19 protein-coding genes and 1 tRNA gene are annotated in these 18,080 nt (G+C 71.8%); 10 read left to right on the top strand and 10 right to left on the bottom strand.

Going from position 1 to position 18,080, the window contains the following annotated elements; genetic code table 11:
- Positions 1-3: 3 nt before the first annotated feature.
- Together H1W00_RS01120 and H1W00_RS01115 are read right to left on the bottom strand one after the other, a co-directional pair.
- Positions 4-723 carry a hypothetical protein gene (locus H1W00_RS01120; protein ID WP_181752875.1) on the bottom strand — a complete coding sequence of 240 codons (720 nt, stop codon included), beginning with the start codon at positions 721-723 and terminating at the stop codon, positions 4-6.
- Between the two features lie 9 nt (positions 724-732).
- On the bottom strand, positions 733-2,079 hold the full coding sequence (locus H1W00_RS01115; RefSeq protein WP_338072790.1) for a cryptochrome/photolyase family protein: 1,347 nt from the start codon (positions 2,077-2,079) through the stop codon (positions 733-735).
- A gap of 117 nt (positions 2,080-2,196) precedes the next feature.
- Between H1W00_RS01115 and H1W00_RS01110 the strand changes: the two genes are divergently transcribed.
- The 4 genes from H1W00_RS01110 to H1W00_RS01095 all read left to right on the top strand — a co-directional run bounded on the left by H1W00_RS01110 (position 2,197) and on the right by H1W00_RS01095 (position 6,138).
- Positions 2,197-2,883, top strand: coding sequence for an iron-dependent transcriptional repressor DtxR (locus tag H1W00_RS01110; protein ID WP_078700024.1), 687 nt, complete (start codon positions 2,197-2,199; stop codon positions 2,881-2,883).
- 63 nt (positions 2,884-2,946) lie between these two features.
- Positions 2,947-3,390, top strand: coding sequence for a PGPGW domain-containing protein (locus H1W00_RS01105; protein ID WP_181752873.1), 444 nt, complete (start codon positions 2,947-2,949; stop codon positions 3,388-3,390).
- Positions 3,391-3,418: 28 nt separating this feature from the next.
- The gene (locus tag H1W00_RS01100) at positions 3,419-4,465 is read left to right on the top strand and encodes an LLM class flavin-dependent oxidoreductase (protein ID WP_181752871.1); all 1,047 of its coding nucleotides are present in this window, start codon (positions 3,419-3,421) and stop codon (positions 4,463-4,465) included.
- A 23-nt stretch (positions 4,466-4,488) separates the two neighbouring features.
- Positions 4,489-6,138, top strand: a complete 1,650-nt coding sequence (locus tag H1W00_RS01095; RefSeq protein WP_181752870.1) for a cation:proton antiporter — start codon at positions 4,489-4,491, stop codon at positions 6,136-6,138.
- Positions 6,139-6,141: 3 nt separating this feature from the next.
- Here H1W00_RS01095 and H1W00_RS01090 read toward each other — a convergent pair whose 3' ends face one another.
- The 4 genes from H1W00_RS01090 to H1W00_RS01075 form a co-directional block, all read right to left on the bottom strand.
- Positions 6,142-6,519 (bottom strand): SHOCT domain-containing protein, encoded by a 378-nt coding sequence (locus H1W00_RS01090; RefSeq protein ID WP_181752868.1) that lies wholly within the window; start codon positions 6,517-6,519, stop codon positions 6,142-6,144.
- A 347-nt stretch (positions 6,520-6,866) separates the two neighbouring features.
- Positions 6,867-7,526, bottom strand: coding sequence for a response regulator transcription factor (locus tag H1W00_RS01085; RefSeq protein WP_181752866.1), 660 nt, complete (start codon positions 7,524-7,526; stop codon positions 6,867-6,869).
- Complete coding sequence (locus H1W00_RS01080) at positions 7,523-9,568, bottom strand: sensor histidine kinase (protein ID WP_181752865.1); 2,046 nt, start codon at positions 9,566-9,568, stop codon at positions 7,523-7,525. Before H1W00_RS01080 ends, H1W00_RS01085 begins: the two co-directional genes overlap by 4 nt.
- Positions 9,569-9,636: 68 nt before the next feature.
- Positions 9,637-10,338 carry a hypothetical protein gene (locus H1W00_RS01075; RefSeq protein WP_181752862.1) on the bottom strand — a complete coding sequence of 234 codons (702 nt, stop codon included), beginning with the start codon at positions 10,336-10,338 and terminating at the stop codon, positions 9,637-9,639.
- A gap of 229 nt (positions 10,339-10,567) precedes the next feature.
- On the opposite strand from H1W00_RS01075, the gene H1W00_RS01070 reads away from it, so the two are divergent.
- On the top strand, positions 10,568-11,233 hold the full coding sequence (locus tag H1W00_RS01070; RefSeq protein ID WP_181752860.1) for a GAP family protein: 666 nt from the start codon (positions 10,568-10,570) through the stop codon (positions 11,231-11,233).
- Positions 11,234-11,321: 88 nt separating this feature from the next.
- Positions 11,322-12,899 carry an MFS transporter gene (locus tag H1W00_RS01065; protein WP_206679946.1) on the top strand — a complete coding sequence of 526 codons (1,578 nt, stop codon included), beginning with the start codon at positions 11,322-11,324 and terminating at the stop codon, positions 12,897-12,899.
- A 6-nt stretch (positions 12,900-12,905) separates the two neighbouring features.
- Here H1W00_RS01065 and H1W00_RS01060 read toward each other — a convergent pair.
- Positions 12,906-12,981 (bottom strand) — tRNA-Arg (locus H1W00_RS01060).
- A 124-nt stretch (positions 12,982-13,105) separates the two neighbouring features.
- On the opposite strand from H1W00_RS01060, the gene H1W00_RS01055 reads away from it, so the two are divergent.
- Both H1W00_RS01055 and H1W00_RS01050 read left to right on the top strand, forming a co-directional pair.
- Complete coding sequence (locus tag H1W00_RS01055) at positions 13,106-13,996, top strand: NAD-dependent epimerase/dehydratase family protein (RefSeq protein WP_181752859.1); 891 nt, start codon at positions 13,106-13,108, stop codon at positions 13,994-13,996.
- Positions 13,989-14,177 (top strand): hypothetical protein, encoded by a 189-nt coding sequence (locus H1W00_RS01050; RefSeq protein WP_181752857.1) that lies wholly within the window; start codon positions 13,989-13,991, stop codon positions 14,175-14,177. Before H1W00_RS01055 ends, H1W00_RS01050 begins: the two co-directional genes overlap by 8 nt.
- A gap of 3 nt (positions 14,178-14,180) precedes the next feature.
- Here the strand turns inward: H1W00_RS01050 and mscL are convergent, their stop codons facing one another.
- The 3 genes from mscL to H1W00_RS01035 all read right to left on the bottom strand — a co-directional run bounded on the left by mscL (position 14,181) and on the right by H1W00_RS01035 (position 15,588).
- Positions 14,181-14,606 (bottom strand): large conductance mechanosensitive channel protein MscL, encoded by a 426-nt coding sequence (mscL, locus tag H1W00_RS01045; protein ID WP_181752855.1) that lies wholly within the window; start codon positions 14,604-14,606, stop codon positions 14,181-14,183.
- Between the two features lie 47 nt (positions 14,607-14,653).
- Positions 14,654-15,241, bottom strand: a complete 588-nt coding sequence (locus H1W00_RS01040; RefSeq protein WP_181752853.1) for an SAF domain-containing protein — start codon at positions 15,239-15,241, stop codon at positions 14,654-14,656.
- A gap of 65 nt (positions 15,242-15,306) precedes the next feature.
- Entirely contained in the window at positions 15,307-15,588 is a 282-nt protein-coding gene (locus H1W00_RS01035; RefSeq protein ID WP_181752851.1) for an FmdB family zinc ribbon protein, read from the bottom strand.
- A gap of 74 nt (positions 15,589-15,662) precedes the next feature.
- Between H1W00_RS01035 and H1W00_RS01030 the strand changes: the two genes are divergently transcribed.
- Positions 15,663-17,024, top strand: coding sequence for a CNNM domain-containing protein (locus H1W00_RS01030; RefSeq protein WP_181752849.1), 1,362 nt, complete (start codon positions 15,663-15,665; stop codon positions 17,022-17,024).
- Entirely contained in the window at positions 17,021-18,052 is a 1,032-nt protein-coding gene (locus H1W00_RS01025) for a hemolysin family protein (protein WP_181752847.1), read from the top strand. Before H1W00_RS01030 ends, H1W00_RS01025 begins: the two co-directional genes overlap by 4 nt.
- The last annotated feature ends 28 nt before the right edge of the window (positions 18,053-18,080 follow it).

Below are 18,080 nucleotides of genomic sequence, written 5' to 3'. Positions count from 1 at the left end.
CGGTCAGCTGCCGAAGGTGGCGATGTCGATCTCGATCCAGACCTGCTCGGCGCGGCCGACCAGCTCGCCGGCCGGCGTGTAGAGCGCCGTGCCGGTGAAGAACTTGCGGCCCTCGCGCGCAGCCAGCTGGCCCACCGCGTGATACGTCTCGCCGGCCACGGGGGCGGAGAGCACCTCGGCGGTCATCGTGCCGAGCACCATCGGCTGCACCGAGAAGTCAGCCGCCCACCCGCCGGGGCAGTCCAGGGCTGCCCACGCGACGGGCAGGCCCACCGTGCCGTCCGCCTCGGCGAACGAGGGATGCACGGTCCACGGGGCGGCCGTGAGGTCGTCGCCGACGGGGCCGCTGAAGATGCGGAGCCCGTCACCCTCACCGCGCGCGGTGCCGCACGTGAAGCACTGGTCGAACGGGTGCGTCGTGAAGCCCGGGTAGGCGGCCAGTCCGGCCTCGACGACGGACGCGTCCAGGAAGGGCGGCGGCTCCCGGGTGAAGGCGCCCGGGCCGACGGTGCCGACGAGCGCTCCTCCGTGGGTCACGAGCCGGGTCTCGTCGGTGTCGTGCTCCCAGGCCAGCGGGGTGTCGAGCGGCGGCGGCATCCGCAGTCGCGACGTGACGGGGCCGGTGTGGTCCTGCGCGAGCCGCTCCTGGGCGACCAGGCCGCACACCCAGCCACCGTTGCCGGAGTCGGGCGGGCCGTTGAACTGACGAGGGATCGTGACCATGCCCCGACGCTATCCTCCGAGCGCGTCGTGGCGGCGCAGGGTCTCCAGCCGCTCCTGCGCGTGGTCGACCAGCGGTGGCGGGTAGTCGGCCGGCGGGTCAGGGAGGGTCCAGGGCTCGTGCACGCCGCGGCCTTCCACCCCGCGCAGCTCCGGCACCCAGCGCCGGATGTAGGCGCCGTCGGGGTCGAAGCGACGGCCCTGGCCCACGGGGTTGAAGACGCGGAAGTAGGGGGCGGCGTCGGTGCCGCACCCGGCCACCCACTGCCAGCCGTGCTGGTTGTTCGCGAGGTCGGCGTCGACGAGCCGCTCGCGGAACCAGCGCGCCCCGTGGGTCCACTCCAGGTGCAGGTCCTTCACGAGGAAGCTGGCGACCGCCATCCGCACCCGGTTGTGCATCCAACCCTGCGCGAGCAGCTGGCGCATCCCCGCGTCGATGAAGGGGAAGCCGGTGCGCCCCTCCTTCCACGCCTCGAAGTCGCCGGCCGGCTCGTCGTACTGCATCCGCTCGTAGTCGCGGTTGTAGTAGCCGAACGCCGAGCCCGGCCACTCGTGGAGGACGTCGGCGTAGAACTCGCGGAACGCCAGCTGGCGCTCGTAGGCGCGGGCGCCGGCCGACGACCGCTCGGCGAGGTCGGCCAGCAGGGTGCGCGGGTGGATCGTGCCCCACTTCAGGTGCACCGACATCCGCGAGGTCGTGTCGAGGTCGGGGCGGTCGCGCTCGCTGTCGTAGTCGTCGACGTGCTCGTCGAGCCACCGCCGCCAGTGCGCCCGGGCGGCCTGCTCGCCCGCCGCGGGGAGGTCGACCCCGTCGGCCTCGCGCACGTCGGGCAGGGCCACCGATCCGCCCGGCCGGACCCACGGCACCGCGTGCGAGCGCACCGCCGTCACCGGCGGGTGGGCACCCTGCGACTGCCACGCGCGGAACCACGGGGTGAACACCTTGTAGGCCGACCCGTCGCCCTTGCGCACCGATCCCGGCGCGACGGCGTACGGCGAGTCCGCGGCCACGAGCGGCACGTCGCCGAGCGCCTCGCCGACCCGCGCGTCCCGGCGGAGGGCGTAGGGGGTGTGCCCGGCGGTCACGTGGACGCTGCTCGCGCCCGCCTGCTCGACCACGCGCGGCACCTCCACCTCGGGCCGGCCCCGCACCAGGTGCAGCCCTTCGATGCGCTCGTCGAAGTCGGCCAGCAGCCGGGTCAGGTACGCCGCCCGCACCGGCATGTTCTCGGCCGGGAAGTGGTCGTCGAGGACGAACAGCGGGACCACGCCGTCGGGCCCCGCCTCGACCGCCGACCTCAGCGCGCCGTGGTCGTGCAGGCGCAGGTCGGCGCGGAACCACATCACGGAGACGGTCACCTCGGCATCGTCCCCTGAGCGAGCTTGGTCCGCACCCGGGCCGATCCGCCGACGGCGGGAGGGCGGCCGATCGACGCACCGGGCCTGACCCGCGGCGTCACATGGAACAATGGCCGCGTGAGCGAGCTGATCGACACCACCGAGATGTACCTGAGGACCATCTTCGAGCTGGAGGAGGAGGGGATCATCCCGCTGCGGGCCCGGATCGCCGAGCGCCTCCACCAGAGTGGCCCGACGGTGAGCCAGACGGTGGCGCGCATGGAGCGCGACGGGCTGCTCACGGTCGAGGGCGACCGTCACCTCGAGCTGTCCGAGCGCGGCCGCTCGCTGGCCACCCGCGTCATGCGCAAGCACCGCCTGGCCGAGCGCCTGCTGACCGACGTCATCGGCCTCGAGATCGAGTACGTGCACGAAGAGGCCTGCCGCTGGGAGCACGTCATGTCCGAGCAGGTCGAGCGCCGTCTCGTCGCGCTGCTGGGCCACCCCACCGAGTCGCCCTACGGCAACCCGATCCCCGGACTCGGCGAGCTCGGCGAGGTCGTCCGCCCGGCCGAGTTCCTCGACGGCGTCGAGTCGCTGCTGACCGCCGCGGTCGGCACCGAGCCCGTGCGCGTGGTCGTGCGCCGCATCGCCGAGGAGCTCCAGAAGGACACCGAGGTCATGTCGGTCCTGCGGCGCGTGGGTGCGCTCCCGGGCAACGACGTCCTCGCCTCGCGCGGCCACGACGGACTCGTCGTCGCGCGCCAGTCCGAGACCGCCGAGATCGACGCCGAGGCAGCCGCCCACATCTTCGTCTCGCGCTGAGCCGTCCGTGCCGCCCGACCCGACGTCGGCGAGAGGTTGGCACGGGGCTGGCAGGATGTTCCCATGACCTTCGGTGCGCGCGTGCGTGGCTGGTTCCAACGCACGGGCTCCGAGGCGCTCGGCTGGACCCTCGTCGTGCTGGGCATCGTCATGCTGGTGATGCCCGGGCCGGGCCTGCTGGGCATGTTCGCCGGCATCGCGCTGCTGGCTCGCCACTACACGTGGGCCGACCGGCTCGTCGAACCGCTGGAGGAGAAGGCGATCGAGGCCGCGAAGTACGGCGTCGCCACGATCCCGCGCATCATTCTCAGCGTTCTGGGCATCCTCTGGGTCGCCGGCGTGGGCCTGGTCTGGTTCCTCTCGCCGACGATCCCCGAGTTCGAGATCCTCGGCGTCGGCTTCGGCCCCGAGCTGCCCGCCGCGGGCCTGGTGGGCGCGATCGGGATCTGGATCTCCGACCTGATCGCCATCGTGCTGCTCGTCTACAGCATCCGGCGCTGGCGCTGAGGTCGTCGGCCCCGTCTACGGTGGGGCCATGAGTGCGATCGATCCCGCCACCGTCGAGCTGGGCCTGGACACGTTCGGGGACGTCAGCCTCGGCGAGGACGGCACCCCCGAGCACCACGCCGTCGTGCTGCGGAACGTCGTCGACCAGGCCGTGCTGGCCGACCAGGTGGGGCTGAGCTTCATCGGCCTGGGCGAGCACCACCGCGACGACTTCGCGATCACCGCCCCCGACGTCGTGTTGGCCGCGATCGCCTCGCGCACCGAGCGGATCCGCCTCGGCTCGGCGGTGACGGTGCTCAGCTCCGACGACCCCATCCGCGTGTTCGAGCGCTTCTCCACCCTCGACGCGCTCTCGAACGGTCGCGCCGAGGTCATCCTGGGCCGCGGCTCCTTCACCGAGTCCTTCCCGCTGTTCGGCTTCGAGCTGGAGGACTACGAGCGGCTCTTCTCCGAGAAGCTCGACCTGTTCGCGCAGATCCTCACCGAGGAGCCGGTGACGTGGTCGGGATCGATCCGGCCCCCGCTCACCGACCAGGTCATCTACCCGCCCACCGAGTCGGGTCGCCTCAAGGTCTGGATCGGCGTGGGCGGCACCCCGCAGTCGGTCGTGCGCGCCGCGCACTACCGGCTGCCGCTCATGCTCGCGATCATCGGCGGCCCGCCGGCGCAGTTCGTGCCGTTCGCGAACTACTACCGCGAGCTGCTCGCCGCAGACGGGGTCGATCCGCTGCCGGTCGGGATGCACTCGCCCGGCTACGTCGCCGACACCGACGAGCAGGCCCGCGACGAGCTCTTCACCTACTTCCAGGCGCAGCGCGACCGCATCGGGCGCGAGCGCGGCTGGCCGCCCACCACCCGGATCCAGTTCGAGCGCGACGCCAGCCCCGAGGGCGCCCTGCACGTCGGATCGCCCGAGACGGTGGCGCGCAAGATCGCCACGAACCTCAAGGCGCTGGGGATCAGCCGGTTCGACCTCAAGTACGCGAACGGCGCGATGCCCCACCACCAGCTGATGCGCTGCATCGAGCTGTACGGCACCCGGGTTGCGCCGCTCGTGCGCGACATGCTCGCCTGACGCCTGCCTCTACGCTGGCGGCCATGGAGTCGATCCTGATCGCCGTGCTCGTCGTGGCGGCCATCGTGGCCGCCTCCGTGGTGGCGCCGCGGATCGGCACCGCCGCCCCCTTGGTCCTGCTCGGCATCGGCCTGGTCGTGAGCCTGCTGCCGTTCACGCCGGAGTTCGTCATCGATCCCGAGCTGATCCTCGCGGGGCTGCTGCCGCCCCTGCTCTACTCGGCCGCGGTCAACATGCCGACGATGGACTTCCGGCGGGACTTCCGCACCATCAGCGGCCTGTCCGTGCTGCTGGTCGTCGTGAGCGCCCTCGGGCTGGGCGTGGTCTTCACGCTGCTCATCCCCGGCATCGACTTCGCGCTCGCCGTGGCGCTGGGTGCGATCGTCAGCCCGACCGACGCGGTGGCCACGTCGATCGCGAAGCGGCTCGGCGTCCCGTCGCGCGTGATCACGGTGCTGGAGGGCGAGAGCCTGCTCAACGACGCGACCGCGCTCGTGCTGCTGCGCACGGCGGTGGCGGCCACGGCCGCGGGCGTGAGCTTCGGCGCGATCCTCGTCGAGTTCGTGTGGGCGGTCGTCGGGGCCGTCGCGATCGGGTGGGTCGTCGGCACGGTGGTGCTGCGCCTCCGGGCCCGGATCGAGGACGAGGCCGTCAGCACCGCGATCTCCTTCACGGTGCCGTTCGTCGCGTTCCTGCCGGCCGAGCACCTGGAGGCGTCCGGTCTCGTCGCCGCTGTCACGGCGGGGCTCGTCACGGGCCACGGCCAGGCGAGGCACCTCGGGCCGAAGCAGCGCCTCTCGGACCACCAGAACTGGCGCACGATCGAGGTGCTGCTCGAAGGGCTGGTCTTCCTCATCATGGGCCTGGAGGTCTCGGCGCTGGTGCGCGACGTCGAGGACACGACGGAGGGCGGCGTCGCTCGTGCCGCCGTGCTGGCGGGCATCGGACTCGTCGTCGCGCTCGGGATCCGGGCGTTCTACACGCTCTCGATCGTGCTGATGGAGCGCCGCCGGATGCGACGGACGCCCCAGCTGCGCGAGGCGATCGACGAGTGGGCCACGAAGGTCGAGCACAGCGAGCACCCGCGGGCCGACCGGTTCCGCCGGCGACTGCGGCGCGCGTCGCACGACATCGACTTCTACGACGCGGCCCGGTTCGGCCGGCGCGAGGGCTTCATCCTCGTCTGGGCGGGCATGCGCGGCGCGGTCACGCTCGCGGCGGCCCAGACGCTGCCCACCGACACCGAGAACCGCTCGCTGCTCGTGCTCGTCGCCTTCTTCGTCGCGCTGACCTCGCTCGTCGTGCAGGGCGGCACGCTGGGCTGGTTCGTCCGGCGCCTCGGCCTGGCCGGGAGGGCGCACGGTGCCGAGCAGGAGTGGACGCGACTCGACGGCCGCATGCGCGAGGCCGCGCGTGACGTGCTGGACGACGCCGAGCTGCCGCCCGAGCTGTCGGGGCTGCGCGAGAGGTTCACCCGGACGCTCGACGACGACGCCTACGACCCGGGCGCTCTGAGCGACGTGCGGCTGGAGATCATCGAGCGGCAGCGCGAGGTGCTGCTCCACGAGCGGGCCGAGGGCACGTTCAGCAGCGAGGTCCTCACCCGGATGCTGGCGAAGCTCGATGCCGATCAGATCAGCATCGAGCTCCGCCGCACGGGCGACGAGGTCTGACCGTCAGGCCAGCGCCTTCGCCTTGAGCTGCTCGTACTCCGCGGCGGAGATGGCGCCGGAGTCCAGCAGCGACTTCGCCGAGGCGATCTGGTCGGCCGGCGCGGCGCCGGCGACGTCGCGGATGTAGGCGTCGTTCTGCTCGCGCAGCGCCGTCATCTTGGCGCGCTGGCGGTCGGCCATGCCCCCGCCCCGCGCGATGAGGTAGACCAGCGCGGTCAGGGCCGGCACGAAGATCAGGAAGAAGACCCAGATGGCCTTCGTCCAACCCGAGGCCTCGCGATCGCTGAAGAGGTCGGCGATGACGTTGAACAGGACCATCAGGTACGCCATGAAGAAGAACACCGAGATCGTCAACCACAAGAAGTCCCAGAAGCTGTCCATTGAGGTGTGTCCTTCGCTCTCCCGGGCCCACGGCCCCTGTGACGACTGTCGTCACGCCCTCATCATGGCCGGACGCGAGTCCCGCCGGGTCATCCATCAGGGGTGACTCGCCGAACGGGATTGTGGGCAACACGACGCGTGCCCTACTTGTGTTGAAGATGGGACTCGTGTGACTGTTGAGGCGTCGTGACGTCCGGTCGGCCCCACTTCTTCCCAGGGGCCGGTGGGTCGGGCGCACGGGGGGTGTGTCTGCACCCGGACCACGCCGATTCTTCCCCCAAACTCGGCGTGCAGGTGCCGCGCCGGAGGTCCCGTTCCCCATGGGCGCTCCGGCGCGGCATTCCCCTTCAGGGCTGGTCGCGCCCGAGTCCCGCCTCGCGCGCCCGGATGATCGCCTCGGCCCGGTCGGCGGCGTGCAGCTTGGCGTAGATCGAGGAGACCGCGTTCCGCACGGTCTTGTTGGAGACGAACAGCTCGGCCGCGATCGCGTCGTTGCTGCGTCCCGCGGCCAGCAGGTCGAGCACGGCTCGCTCCCGCTCGGACAGGTCGGGGAACGGGTGCTCCGGGCGGTGCCGAGTGCGTCCGGCGAAGAGCCCCGCGACCCGGGCCGCGACCGACGCACCGAACACCATCCCGCCGCCGGCGGTGGCCAGGATCGCGCGATGGACCTCGGCCGCGTCGGCGCCCTTCAGCAGGTACCCCGAGGCACCGGCGCGCAGCGAGCTCAGGATCGTGTCGTCGTCCTCGTTCATCGTCAGCATCAGCACGCGGACGCCGTCGTGCCGGCCGGTGATGTGGCGCGTCGCCTCGATCCCGTCGAGCACGGGCATCTGGATGTCCATCACCACGACGTCCGGCGGGTCGGCGTCGACCACGTGGATGGCCTCGCGACCGTCGCCGGCGGTGCCCGTGACGGCGATCCCGTCGATCGCGCCGAGCAGGGCGACCAGTCCCTCGCGCAGGATGCGGTGGTCGTCCACGACCACCACGCGCACCGGCTCACTCATGGCTCCATCCTTCCGTGCAGGGGCAGTCGCGCGGTGACGATCGTGCCCCCGGAGTCGGGGCAGCGCAGCTCCACGCTGCCGCCGAGCTCGGCCGCCCGCTCCCGCAGGGAGACCAGGCCGATCCCGGGGCGGGCATCGGTCGCGATGCCGACGCCGTCGTCGGCCACCTCCACCACGAGCTCGTGGGGGTCGGCGCTGAGCGAGACCGAGCAGGTCCGGGCGTGCGCGTGCCGCAGGGTGTTGTTCATGGCCTCCGAGGCGATCCGGAAGGCCGCCACCTCCACGGCGGCCGGCAGCCCGCCGTCGATCGAGGCCGTCACGCGCACGTCGACGGCCGCGTCGGCGTGCTCGGCCAGCTGGGTCAGGGCTCCCACGAGACCCCGGTCGTCGAGCGCGGGCGGGCGCAGGTCGTGCACGAGCCGTCGGACGTCCTTGATGATCTCCTGCACGACATCGCGGGTCTCGGCCAGCTGCTCGTCGGCGGATGCCGGGTCGGACGCCACCGTCAGCCGCGCCGACTCCAGCCGGAAGACCACGGCCGAGAGCGAGGGGCCGAGACCGTCGTGGAGGTCGCGCCGGATCCTGCGCCGCTCCTCCTCGCGGGCGAGGACGAGTCCCTCACGACTGCGCTGCAGCTCGTCGCTGAGCTGGCTGGAGCGGATGGCGGCCGCCGCCTGGCGGACGACGTCGGCCAGCAGGACCTCGTCGCGCGCCGTGAGGTGGTTGCGCACGCCGTGTGCCGGCAGGGTGAGCCGTCCGATCGTGCGCGACCGGTAGGCGATGGGGAACGACCGCACGTGGTCGGGGCGCTCGCCCCGCGACGCGACGAGGCGCTCGCCGGCCGAGCGGTCGACCTCGACCTGCACGAACGACAGGCCGAACGCCGTGGAGACCGCCTCGACGACCGCGCCCAGCTGGGCGCCGTCGTCGTCGGAGCGCTCGAGCGTCGACGCGAGGCTCGAGACGACGGCGTACGGGTCGCGTCGGTCGCCCAGCACGGCTCGCCGGACCCAGCCCTCGATCCGCAGGCGCATCGGGCCGTAGAGGATCGCCGCGAGCAGCAGCACGAGCAGGACGACCTGTCGCTCGCCGAAGGCGTCCCCGAGGGTGGCCGAGATGATCGCCAGCGCGAGCAGGTCCACCAGCACGATGACGACGCTGATGCCGCCGTAGACGAGGGTGCGGACCAGCAGGTTCTCCACCGAGACGATGTCGGGTCGCACGATCGCGATGACCATGGCGACCGGCCCCACCAGCAGCGCGGCGCCGAGGAAGAACGAGTTGAGCACCGTGACGTCCACGAGCAGGCTCGTGGCGATCAGCAGGACCATCACCAGGACGGCCCACGCGAGCCACCGCATCCGCTCGCGCTCGGCATCGCGGGAGGCGCGGTACCGCGCCATCACGGTGACCAGGGCGAGCACGAATCCGACGCTGCCGAGGACCCACGAGACGGTCACGACCTGCTCCGCCACGGGCCGCAGCGCCTCGATGGACGTGGGGTCGGTGTCGACCCCGGGAACGAGCGCCGCCAGTGACGCGTCGATCTCGCCCTGGGTGCTGGGCACGACGACGAACAGGACCAGGCCGGCTCCCATGAGGGCCAGGCTCGCCCAGCCCGCGGCGCGCCAGCGGCCCCGCGGAAGGCCGTCGGGGAACAGCAGCAGGACGGCCGCGGCGTTCATGGGCAGCACGGCGGTGAACCGGAAGAGGAACCACAGCACCCAGGTCAGGCCCGGCAGCGCCTCCTGCTCGTGGACCGCGAGCCTCACGTAGGACTGCGCCAGTCCGTCGAGGATCCACAGGAAGCCGAGGCCCACCAGGGCCCAGCCGATGGGGTGGTGGCGACGGTGCCACAGCACGACGACGCCGAGTCCGACCTGGATGAGCCCCATCGCGGCGAACGTCCAGCCGGGCTCCTCGGTCCACTCCGGGATCGGGGCGTCGCCGACACGCAGGTCCAGCGCGACGGCGCCGGCGAAGAGCGCCGTGCCGACGCCGAGTGCGGCGAGCCCGCCGACCGGGACCTGCGTGGACCTCATGCGTAGATCATGGCGGCGGTTCGCGTCCGAGGGGAGCGAACCGCCGCCTTGGCGATCGAGGAGCGACGTCACCGGTTGCCGCGGTCCCCGAAGGCGAACCCGAGGGCGACGAGGACGACCATGACCGAGCCGGTCCAGCCCGCCATGTACTGCAGGGGCGCGACGGTCAGCAGCAGCGAGAGCGTGCCCAGGATGCCGGCCGCGATGCCCATCCAGGCGCGGACGGTGCCCTGACGCCAGGCCCGGAACAGGGCCCAGCCCGTCAGGCCGGTGAGCCCCCAGACCCACGGCACGGTGGCGATCCAGTGGTTGTACACGGTGGCGGCCTCGGCCACGGCCAGGGGCGTGTCCCCAGCGACCCCGAAGATGAACTCCGTGTTGAGCACGGTGCCCATCAGCACGACGATTGCCGTCCCGAGGATGCCGAACGAGGCCGTTCCCGGCACGAGGGTCTCGCGGCCGAGCCCGGCACGCAGCCGCCGGTGCAGGCCGAGACCGAACGGCACGAGCGCCAGGACGGTGAGCGTCGCCACGACGTGGAACGTGATCAGCTGCGGGACGTGGCCGTTCAGCGAGGCGATGACGCCATCGGCCTCCTGCACCTTCCCGTCGACGTGGGCGGCGCCGGCCCCCGCGCTGAGCATCGTCGTCGCGACCCCGCCGATGCCGGCGGCGACGCCCGAGAGGGCCCAGGCGCGGCCGGGGCGGGGGGCGGCGTCCTGCGGGAGGGCGTCCCGGACTCGCTGCTCGGTGGGGATGTGGGTGGTCATCGTGATTCCTTCCAGGGGGGTGATGGAACCACCGTGGAGGGCGAGGAGTCCCGCGCGACAGGGACAGCGCGGCACGATGTGCGGGACATCGGGGGAGGGTGCCTCATCCGGCTGGGGTGATGCCTTGCCTGCGGCGGAACGCCATGTTGGGCAGAACGCACCGGCTCGTGTCCCCTGCGTACGCAGGTGGCGGGTCGCTGCCCGACCAGACGGGGCCCGGGACGCCGACATGGGACTGATCCTCTCGATCTTGATGCTGGGCCTGATGGCGAGCCTGTCCCCGGCCACCATCGTGGTGTTCATCGTGGTGCTCGGCACGGCCAGGCCCCGGGCCAACGCTGCGGGGTTCCTCCTGGGCTGGGCGACCTCGCTGACCGTCGTCTTCACGCTCAGCTACCTCGTCGGCTCGTCGCGGAGCGTCCAGCACGGCGGCGGCCGGACCGGCGTGATGGTCTTCCAGGTCCTGGTGGGATGCGCGCTGCTCGTGGTGAGCGCCCGCCAGTGGCGGCGTCGAGGGGTGGTCTCCCGTGCCGTTCCCACCGCGGGCTCGCAGAAGATGCTCGGTCGCCTCCGCGACCTCCGGCCGGGCGGCGCGCTGCTGCTCGGGGTGCTCAAGCAGCCGTGGGCGATCACGACGGCCGCGGCCGTGTTCGTCGTCCACCACCACACGCAGGCCCTCGTCACCCTCATCGCCTTCGCGTGCTTCACGGTGGCGTCCACTGCCAGCGTGGGCCTGATGTACGTCTACTACGCCCGGCGCCCCGTCGAGGCCGAGGCGTACCTGAACCGGCTTCGCAGCCGAGCGATCGCCTCCGGGCCGGTCGTGTTCGCCGTCGCAGCGCTGCTGCTCGGGACCCTCCTGGTGCTCGACGGTCTTCTCGGGCTCGCCGGCTAGGCGAGTCATCCCACGAGGGTGAGTCCCGACGGCCGCGTGGTGCCTAGCGTGGGGGAGGCCGGTGACCAGGACGACCTCGGAGGCAACGATGTCCGAAGCCCCGATGGCGCGTCGGGACTCCCCCGAGCGAGCGCCCCTGGTGCTCGCCGCCCTGATCGTGGTCGCTGGCGTGGCCAACCTGAACCTCTCCGTGGCCAACGTCGCCCTCCCGTCCATCGGCAAGGCCTTCGACAGCTCTCAGACGACGCTGAACCTGGTCGCCGTCGGCTACTCCCTCGGCCTCGCCGCCTCCGTGCTCTACCTGGGAGCGGTGGGTGACAGGTACGGCCGGAAACTGATGCTCCTGCTCGGCATCGTGCTGTCGGTCCCGGCCTGCCTCCTCGCGGCCTTCGCGTGGGACGACTGGGTGCTGGTGGTGGCCCGGATCCTGGGCGGGCTCTCCGCCGGCATGGCCTACCCCACGACGCTGGCTCTCATCGCCGCGCTGTGGTTCGGGCCCGGACGCACCAGGTCCATCGCCCTGTGGTCGGCGCTGGGCGGGGCCATCGCCGCCCTGGGCCCGCTCGTCGCCGGCTGGCTGCTCCAGCACTTCTGGTGGGGCTCGGTCTTCCTGATCACCCTGCCGCTCGCGGTCGTGGCGCTGGTGATGGCCTGGGTGCTGGTTCCCTCCCACGTCAACGAGTCGAGCGAGCCCGTCGACAACCTCGGGGGGATCCTGTCGGTCGTTCTCGTCGCCGCCCTGGTGCTGTCGATCAACTTCGCGCCGGTACCCGGCAAGGGCGCCCTCGTCGCTGGCCTCGGGCTGATCGCCGTCGCGGCGACGGTGGCGTTCGTGTGGCGGCAGCGCCGCGCAGCCAATCCCCTCTACGACCTGGACATCGCGAGTAGGCGTGTCTTCTGGGTCGCCGCGTGCGCGGGGATCATCGTCTTCGGGTCGCTCATGGGTGCGATGTTCATCAGCCAGCAGTACCTGCAGAACGTCGTCGGCTACGACACCGTGGAGGCGGGTGCGGCCTTCCTCCCGGCCGTCGTCTTCATGGTCCTGGTCGCGCCACGATCGGCGAAGCTCGTGGAGGCGCGCGGGGCGCGGACGACCCTGCTCACGGGCTACGTCTTCCTGTTCCTCGGCTTCGTGTCCATGCTGCTGCTGTGGGAGGAGAACACCCCCTACTGGCAGATCGCCCTCGCCTACGCCTGCCTGGGGATCGGCGTCGGACTGGCCGGGACCCCTGCGTCCCACTCGCTGACCGGTTCCGTGCCGGTCCACCGAGCGGGCATGGCCTCCGGGACCGCCGACCTGCAGCGCGACCTCGGGGGCGCGATCATGCAGTCGCTCTTCGGCGCTCTGCTGACCGCGGGATACGCGAGCTCCTTCAGTCAGGCCATCGCGGCGTCTCCTTCGGGGAAGCAGGCCTCGTCCGACGTGCAGTCCGAGCTCACGAAGTCCTTCGCGAGTGCCGAGCAGATCGCGCAGCAGCACCCGACCTACGCCGACCAGATCACGGCTGCGGCGAGAACGGCGTTCCTGCAGGGTGACGACTGGGCCTATGCGGCCGGTGCGTGCGCGGTGCTGATCGGGGCCGCGCTCGTCTTCCTCGCGTTCCCGCGCCACGAGGCCGAGAAGGAGCTGCTGCGCCGCTACGAGGCCGAGGACGCGGCCGTCTGATCCTGGTGGTGCCCCCGAGAGGATTCGAACCTCCGACCTGCGGTTTAGGAAACCGTTGCTCTATCCCCTGAGCTACGGGGGCGCACCGGTCCATCTTTCCACGAGTCAGGAGACGGATGCGTCGTGCGGGTCCGCTCACGGCCCCTGTGGCGCACGGGGCACCCATACCCGTCTCACGATGCGGATCGCCGCCGTAGACTCGGTGGGTGCGGATCCTGCTGACCGGCGCCAACGGCGTCATGGGACGAGCGACGATCCCGGCACTTCAGAATGCCGGACACCAGGTCGTCGGGCTCGTGCGTTCACCGTCCGCCGCTCGCCTCGTGCAGTCGGCCGGGGCCACGGCGATCCACGGCGACGTGCTCGACCGTGACTCCCTGATGAAGGCGATGCGCGGCTGCGACGGGGTGATCAACTTCGCCACGCAGGTCCCGGTGGGCGTCAAGGCGATGCTCCCGGGCTCGCTGACCCGCATCAACCGGATCCGCACGGTGGGAGCCGGCCTCGTGGCCGACACCGCGATCGAGTCCGGCGTCGGGCTGATGGTCCAGCAGAGCCTCAGCCACATCTACGTGGCCCGCGGGGACGAGTGGATCGACGAGTCCACACCGATCGACGTCACGATGGTCACCGAGCCGCTCACCGTGGCCGAGCAGCACGCGCAGCGCGTGGAGCAGGCCGGGGGAGTCACGGTGCGCCTGCGCTACGGGCTGATCTGCGGCGACGACCCCAACTCCCAGTTCCTCGTGCGGAGGGCGCGCAAGCGGCGTCCCATCGGCCTGGGCGATCCCGACTCCTGGATGCACGTCGTGCACCCGCTCGACGTCGGCACCTCCGCCGTCGCCGCGCTCGGAGCGCCCAGCGGCGCCTACAACGTCGGGGCCGAGCCGCTCAAGCGCGTGGACTACGTCAACGCGATCGCTCGCGCGGCGGGCCACAGCGAGGGCCGGTTCTTCCGCCGCTGGCTGTTCAGCGTCACCGCCGACAAGCTCGAGCTGCTGGCCCGCTCGCAGCGGGTGACCTCGCAGCGCTTCATGGACCTGGCCGGGTGGAAGCCCGTGCGTCCCGTCCTGACCCCGGAGTGGTTCCGTGGCTGAGCGCTCCGAGACCGAGGCCGAGCGGCGCGTCCGGATCGAGCGTGCGGCCCGCCTGCTCGGGGACCTCATGCCCTCGACCACACGGGACGAGAGCCCCGAGGGCTGGGGCGACGACGCGAAGGGCACGTCGCGCGATGACGAGCTGCTGCGCGACGTGCCCCCTCACCACGGCAAGGACTGAGTCCTAGAGCGTCGGGTCCCCACCGGGCTGGCGCTGGAAGGTGCCGCCACCGAGCGCGTCGCGGATCTCGCGCAGCAGCAGGATGTCCTCGCTGGGACCCGCCGGCTCCTCCTCCTCGCCCTTCGCCAGGCGCTCCATCAGGTGCTTGGACGGCACGACGAAGACGAAGTAGACGACCGCGGCGGTGATGATGAACGTGATGATCGCGTTGATGAGCGCGGCCAGGTCGATGATCGTCTTCGGGTTGCCGTCGACGATCTGGTACGAGAGCCCCTTGACGCTGGTGCCGCCGAGGGAGTTGATGATCGGCTCGATGATGGCGCCGGTGAAGGTGGCCACCAGCGCGGTGAACGCGGTGCCGATGACGACCGCGACGGCGAGGTCGACGATGTTGCCGCGGAACAGGAAGTCCTTGAAGCCCTGGAGCATGGCTCTCCTCATGGGTCGGTGGAGTGGTCTCCTCCGACACTAGGGCGTCAGCGCTTCCGCTGACGACCCACCACCACGGCGGTGAGGCGCGACGTCCCCGAGGCCCGCGCGACCTCCGTCGCCACGCGAGGCGGTGCCGCCACGCCCAACACGGCCGTCTCGCGGTCGGGATCCGACCGCACCGTGATCACCTCGACCGCCTCGGCCACCGGGACGGCGCGCCCCTCGTCGCCCACGGCGAGCAGGTCGACCGCGTCGCCGGACCTGAGCAGGTTCCCGGTGGCGGAGGGCACCTCGACAGTGGCCAGGACCCGGCCCTCGCCGAGGTCGCGCGGGTCGACGACGCGCCGGTCGGTGAGGACCTCGCCCGCGCGCATGGGGCCCGCGAGTGCGCGGCCGATCGCGGCGGGCCGGTCGATCGAGCCCGCGGGGACGGCGTCGAGCGGGAGGCGCTGGGTCCGCAGGTCGGCAGGGCCGACGGCGGATCCGCCGGCCAGGTCGCGGGCGGCGACGAGCACCTCGCGGGTGTCGGGGGAGCGGGTGACGGCGCCGATGGCCGCCCACACGGCCAGCCCGGCCAGGGTGGCGGCGAGCACCCGCCGGTGGATCAGGACGAAGCGTGCGGCCGATTCCATGCGGCGAGGCTAGACAGGATCGCGCGGTGCCGGGGAGAGCCGTCCACAGCCTCGGCGAGGGAGGGTCAGGCGGCGCCGGACCCGGTGGAGCCGCTCGACGAGCTCGAGGAGGACGAGCCGGAGCTGGAGGAGGAGGACGACGACGAGGAGCCGGACGAGGAGCCGCCACCCGAGCGGCTGTCGGTGCGGTAGAAGCCCGAGCCCTTGAACACCACGCCCGCGGCCCCGAACACCTTGCGGAGGTCTCCACCGCAGGAGGGGCACGTCGTCAGGGCGGCGTCGGAGAAGCTCTGCTTGATCTCGAGCTCTTCGGCACAGTCGGCGCAACGGTACTGGTAGGTGGGCACGACGAGAAGGATACCGTTCACCTCCCACCGCTATCGTTGAGCATCCACGTTCCCGACCTGAGGACCCACCCACTGTGACCGAATGGCTTCTGCTGTTCACGTCGTTCCTGCTGATGCTCGCCTGCGGTGTCTTCGTCGCCGCCGAGTTCTCCTTCGTCACCGTCGACCGCGCCACGATCGAGCGCGACGCAGCGGCCGGCGACCGCGGTGCCGAGGGGACCCTCAAGGCGCTGCGCACCCTCTCCACGCAGCTGAGCGGTGCCCAGCTGGGCATCACCATCACGAACCTGGCGATCGGCTTCCTGGCCGAGCCCGCGATCGGCCGGCTCCTGCACGACCCGCTGACCGCCATCGGTCTGTCCGGTGGTGGGCTGAGCGTCGCCTCCTACGGCATCGCGCTGGTGCTCAGCACCATCGTCACGATGCTGGTCGGTGAGCTGATCCCGAAGAACCTGGCCCTCTCGCTGCCGCAGCGCACCGCCGCGGCGACGCAGTGGCCCCAGCGCGCGTTCACGCACGCGATGGCGTGGCCCATCCGCGGCCTCAACGCGATGGCCAACCGCACCCTGGAGTGGCTCGGGGTCGAGCCCCAGGAGGAGCTGCGCTCGGCGCGCTCGCCGCTGGAGCTGCGGTCCCTCGTCCTGCGCTCGGCGCAGGAGGGTGCCATCGACGACGAGACGGCCGAGCTCGTCGCGCGCAGCATCGCCTTCGGCGACCGCACCGCCGCCGACGTCCGCACGCCGCGCGTCCGGGTGCACTTCCTCGAGGAGCGCGACACCGCGATGGACCTCATCGAGGCCGCGCGCCAGACCGGCCACTCGAAGTTCCCCGTGATCGGCCGCTCGGCCGACGACGTCGTCGGCGTCGTGCACGTGAAGCAGGCCGTCGCGGTCGATCCCGACCGGCGCCGCTCGGTGCGGCTGTCCGAGATCGCCGAGGCGGCCGCCACGGTGCCCGACACGCTCGAGCTCGATCCGCTGCTGGTCCAGCTGCGCGACCAGAACAACCAGATGGCGATCGTGGTCGACGAGTACGGCGGCACCGACGGCATCGTCACGCTGGAGGACCTGGTCGAGGAGATCGTGGGCGACATCGCAGACGAGCACGACCGGCTCTCCGAGCGCAGCCGCCACCGCCGCGACGGCACGTGGTCGCTATCGGGTCTGCTGCGTCCCGACGAGGTCTTCGAGCAGACCGGGGTGATGCTGCCCGAGCACGAGGACTACGAGACGATCGCCGGCCTCGTGCTGGAGCGCCTCGGCCGGCTCGCGGTGCGCGGCGACGTCGTGACCCTCGAGGTCGACTCCACCCCCGAGAACGACGAGGACGACGCGGAGCCGCTGACGGTCCACCTCACGGTCGAGCGGCTGGAGGGCCGACGGATCGACCGCCTCGCCCTCACGATCGACTCCGACACCGAGGAGGCCGACCGATGAGCGGATGGCCCGCGCTGGCACTCACCCTGCTGCTGCTGATCCTCAACGCCCTGTTCGTGGCGGCCGAGTTCGCCCTGATCTCGGCCCGTCGCACGCAGCTCGAGCCGGAGGCCCAGGCCGGCAAGCGCTCGGCCAAGCTGGCGCTGAAGGCGATGGAGAACGTCACGCTCGCGATGGCCGCGGCGCAGCTCGGCATCACGATCTGCTCGCTGGGCCTCGGTGCCATCAGCGAGCCCGCGATCGCCCACCTGCTGGAGCCCCTCTTCGAGTACATGGGGGTGCCGCACGGGTTCGTCCACCCGATCTCGTTCGCGATCGCGCTGACGCTCGTGGTGTTCCTGCACGTCGTCTACGGCGAGATGGTGCCGAAGAACATCGCGCTGGCGGCACCCGACCGCGCCGCGCTCATCCTCGGTCCGTTCATGCTCGCGGTGATCGCCGTCCTCAAGCCGCTGGTGGTCACGCTGAACGCGATCGCCAACGCGGCGGTGCGGCTCGTGGGCATCGAGCCCAAGGACGAGGTCGCCTCCACCTTCACCCACGACGAGGTCGCCGGGCTGGTGGAGGAGTCGCGCCGTGAGGGCCTGCTCGACGAGGACGAGTACGGCCTCGTGAGCGGTGCCTTGGACTTCCACGAGGGCACCGTCGCGCAGGTGCTGCTGCCGCGCGACGGCCTGGTGACGATCGCCCCGGGGTCGACCCCGGTCGACGTCGAGGACGCGTGCGCCCGCACCGGCTACTCGCGGTTCCCGGTGGCCCGGGAGGACGGCGAGCTGACGGGCTACCTGCACATCAAGGACGTGCTGGAGACCGACGACACCTCGCGCGTGCGCCCGATCGCGGACAAGTGGCTCCGGCCCCTGTCTACCGTGGCGGTCGGCAGCGGCCTGTACGACGCGCTGCGCACCATGCAGGCGAAGGGCTCGCACATGGCGCGCGTGGCCGACGCGAGCGGCGTCGTCATCGGCGTGGTCATGCTCGAGGACGTCCTGGAGGAGCTCGTCGGCGAGATCCGCGAGCAGGTCTGAATCCCCCGGAACGCTGGCAGTGACGTTC

Source organism: Aeromicrobium phoceense, from assembly GCF_013868155.1.
GTDB lineage: Bacteria > Actinomycetota > Actinomycetes > Propionibacteriales > Nocardioidaceae > Aeromicrobium > Aeromicrobium phoceense.
The sequence above is the reverse complement of the archived record's forward strand: the minus strand, read 5'-3'. Positions and strand labels throughout refer to the sequence as shown.

Excerpts from the sequence above, each read along its gene's own strand:
- H1W00_RS01120 (WP_181752875.1), bottom strand. The coding sequence starts at position 723 with ATGGTCACGATCCCTCGTCAGTTCAACGGCCCGCCCGACTCCGGCAAC.
- H1W00_RS01070 (WP_181752860.1), top strand. The coding sequence starts at position 10,568 with ATGGGACTGATCCTCTCGATCTTGATGCTGGGCCTGATGGCGAGCCTG.
- H1W00_RS01105 (WP_181752873.1), top strand. The coding sequence starts at position 2,947 with ATGACCTTCGGTGCGCGCGTGCGTGGCTGGTTCCAACGCACGGGCTCC.
- mscL (WP_181752855.1), bottom strand. The coding sequence starts at position 14,606 with ATGCTCCAGGGCTTCAAGGACTTCCTGTTCCGCGGCAACATCGTCGAC.
- H1W00_RS01100 (WP_181752871.1), top strand. The coding sequence starts at position 3,419 with ATGAGTGCGATCGATCCCGCCACCGTCGAGCTGGGCCTGGACACGTTC.
- H1W00_RS01080 (WP_181752865.1), bottom strand. The coding sequence starts at position 9,568 with ATGAGGTCCACGCAGGTCCCGGTCGGCGGGCTCGCCGCACTCGGCGTC.
- H1W00_RS01025 (WP_181752847.1), top strand. The coding sequence starts at position 17,021 with ATGAGCGGATGGCCCGCGCTGGCACTCACCCTGCTGCTGCTGATCCTC.
- H1W00_RS01065 (WP_206679946.1), top strand. The coding sequence starts at position 11,322 with ATGTCCGAAGCCCCGATGGCGCGTCGGGACTCCCCCGAGCGAGCGCCC.
- H1W00_RS01085 (WP_181752866.1), bottom strand. The coding sequence starts at position 7,526 with ATGAGTGAGCCGGTGCGCGTGGTGGTCGTGGACGACCACCGCATCCTG.
- H1W00_RS01075 (WP_181752862.1), bottom strand. The coding sequence starts at position 10,338 with ATGACCACCCACATCCCCACCGAGCAGCGAGTCCGGGACGCCCTCCCG.
- H1W00_RS01095 (WP_181752870.1), top strand. The coding sequence starts at position 4,489 with ATGGAGTCGATCCTGATCGCCGTGCTCGTCGTGGCGGCCATCGTGGCC.
- H1W00_RS01090 (WP_181752868.1), bottom strand. The coding sequence starts at position 6,519 with ATGGACAGCTTCTGGGACTTCTTGTGGTTGACGATCTCGGTGTTCTTC.
- H1W00_RS01040 (WP_181752853.1), bottom strand. The coding sequence starts at position 15,241 with ATGGAATCGGCCGCACGCTTCGTCCTGATCCACCGGCGGGTGCTCGCC.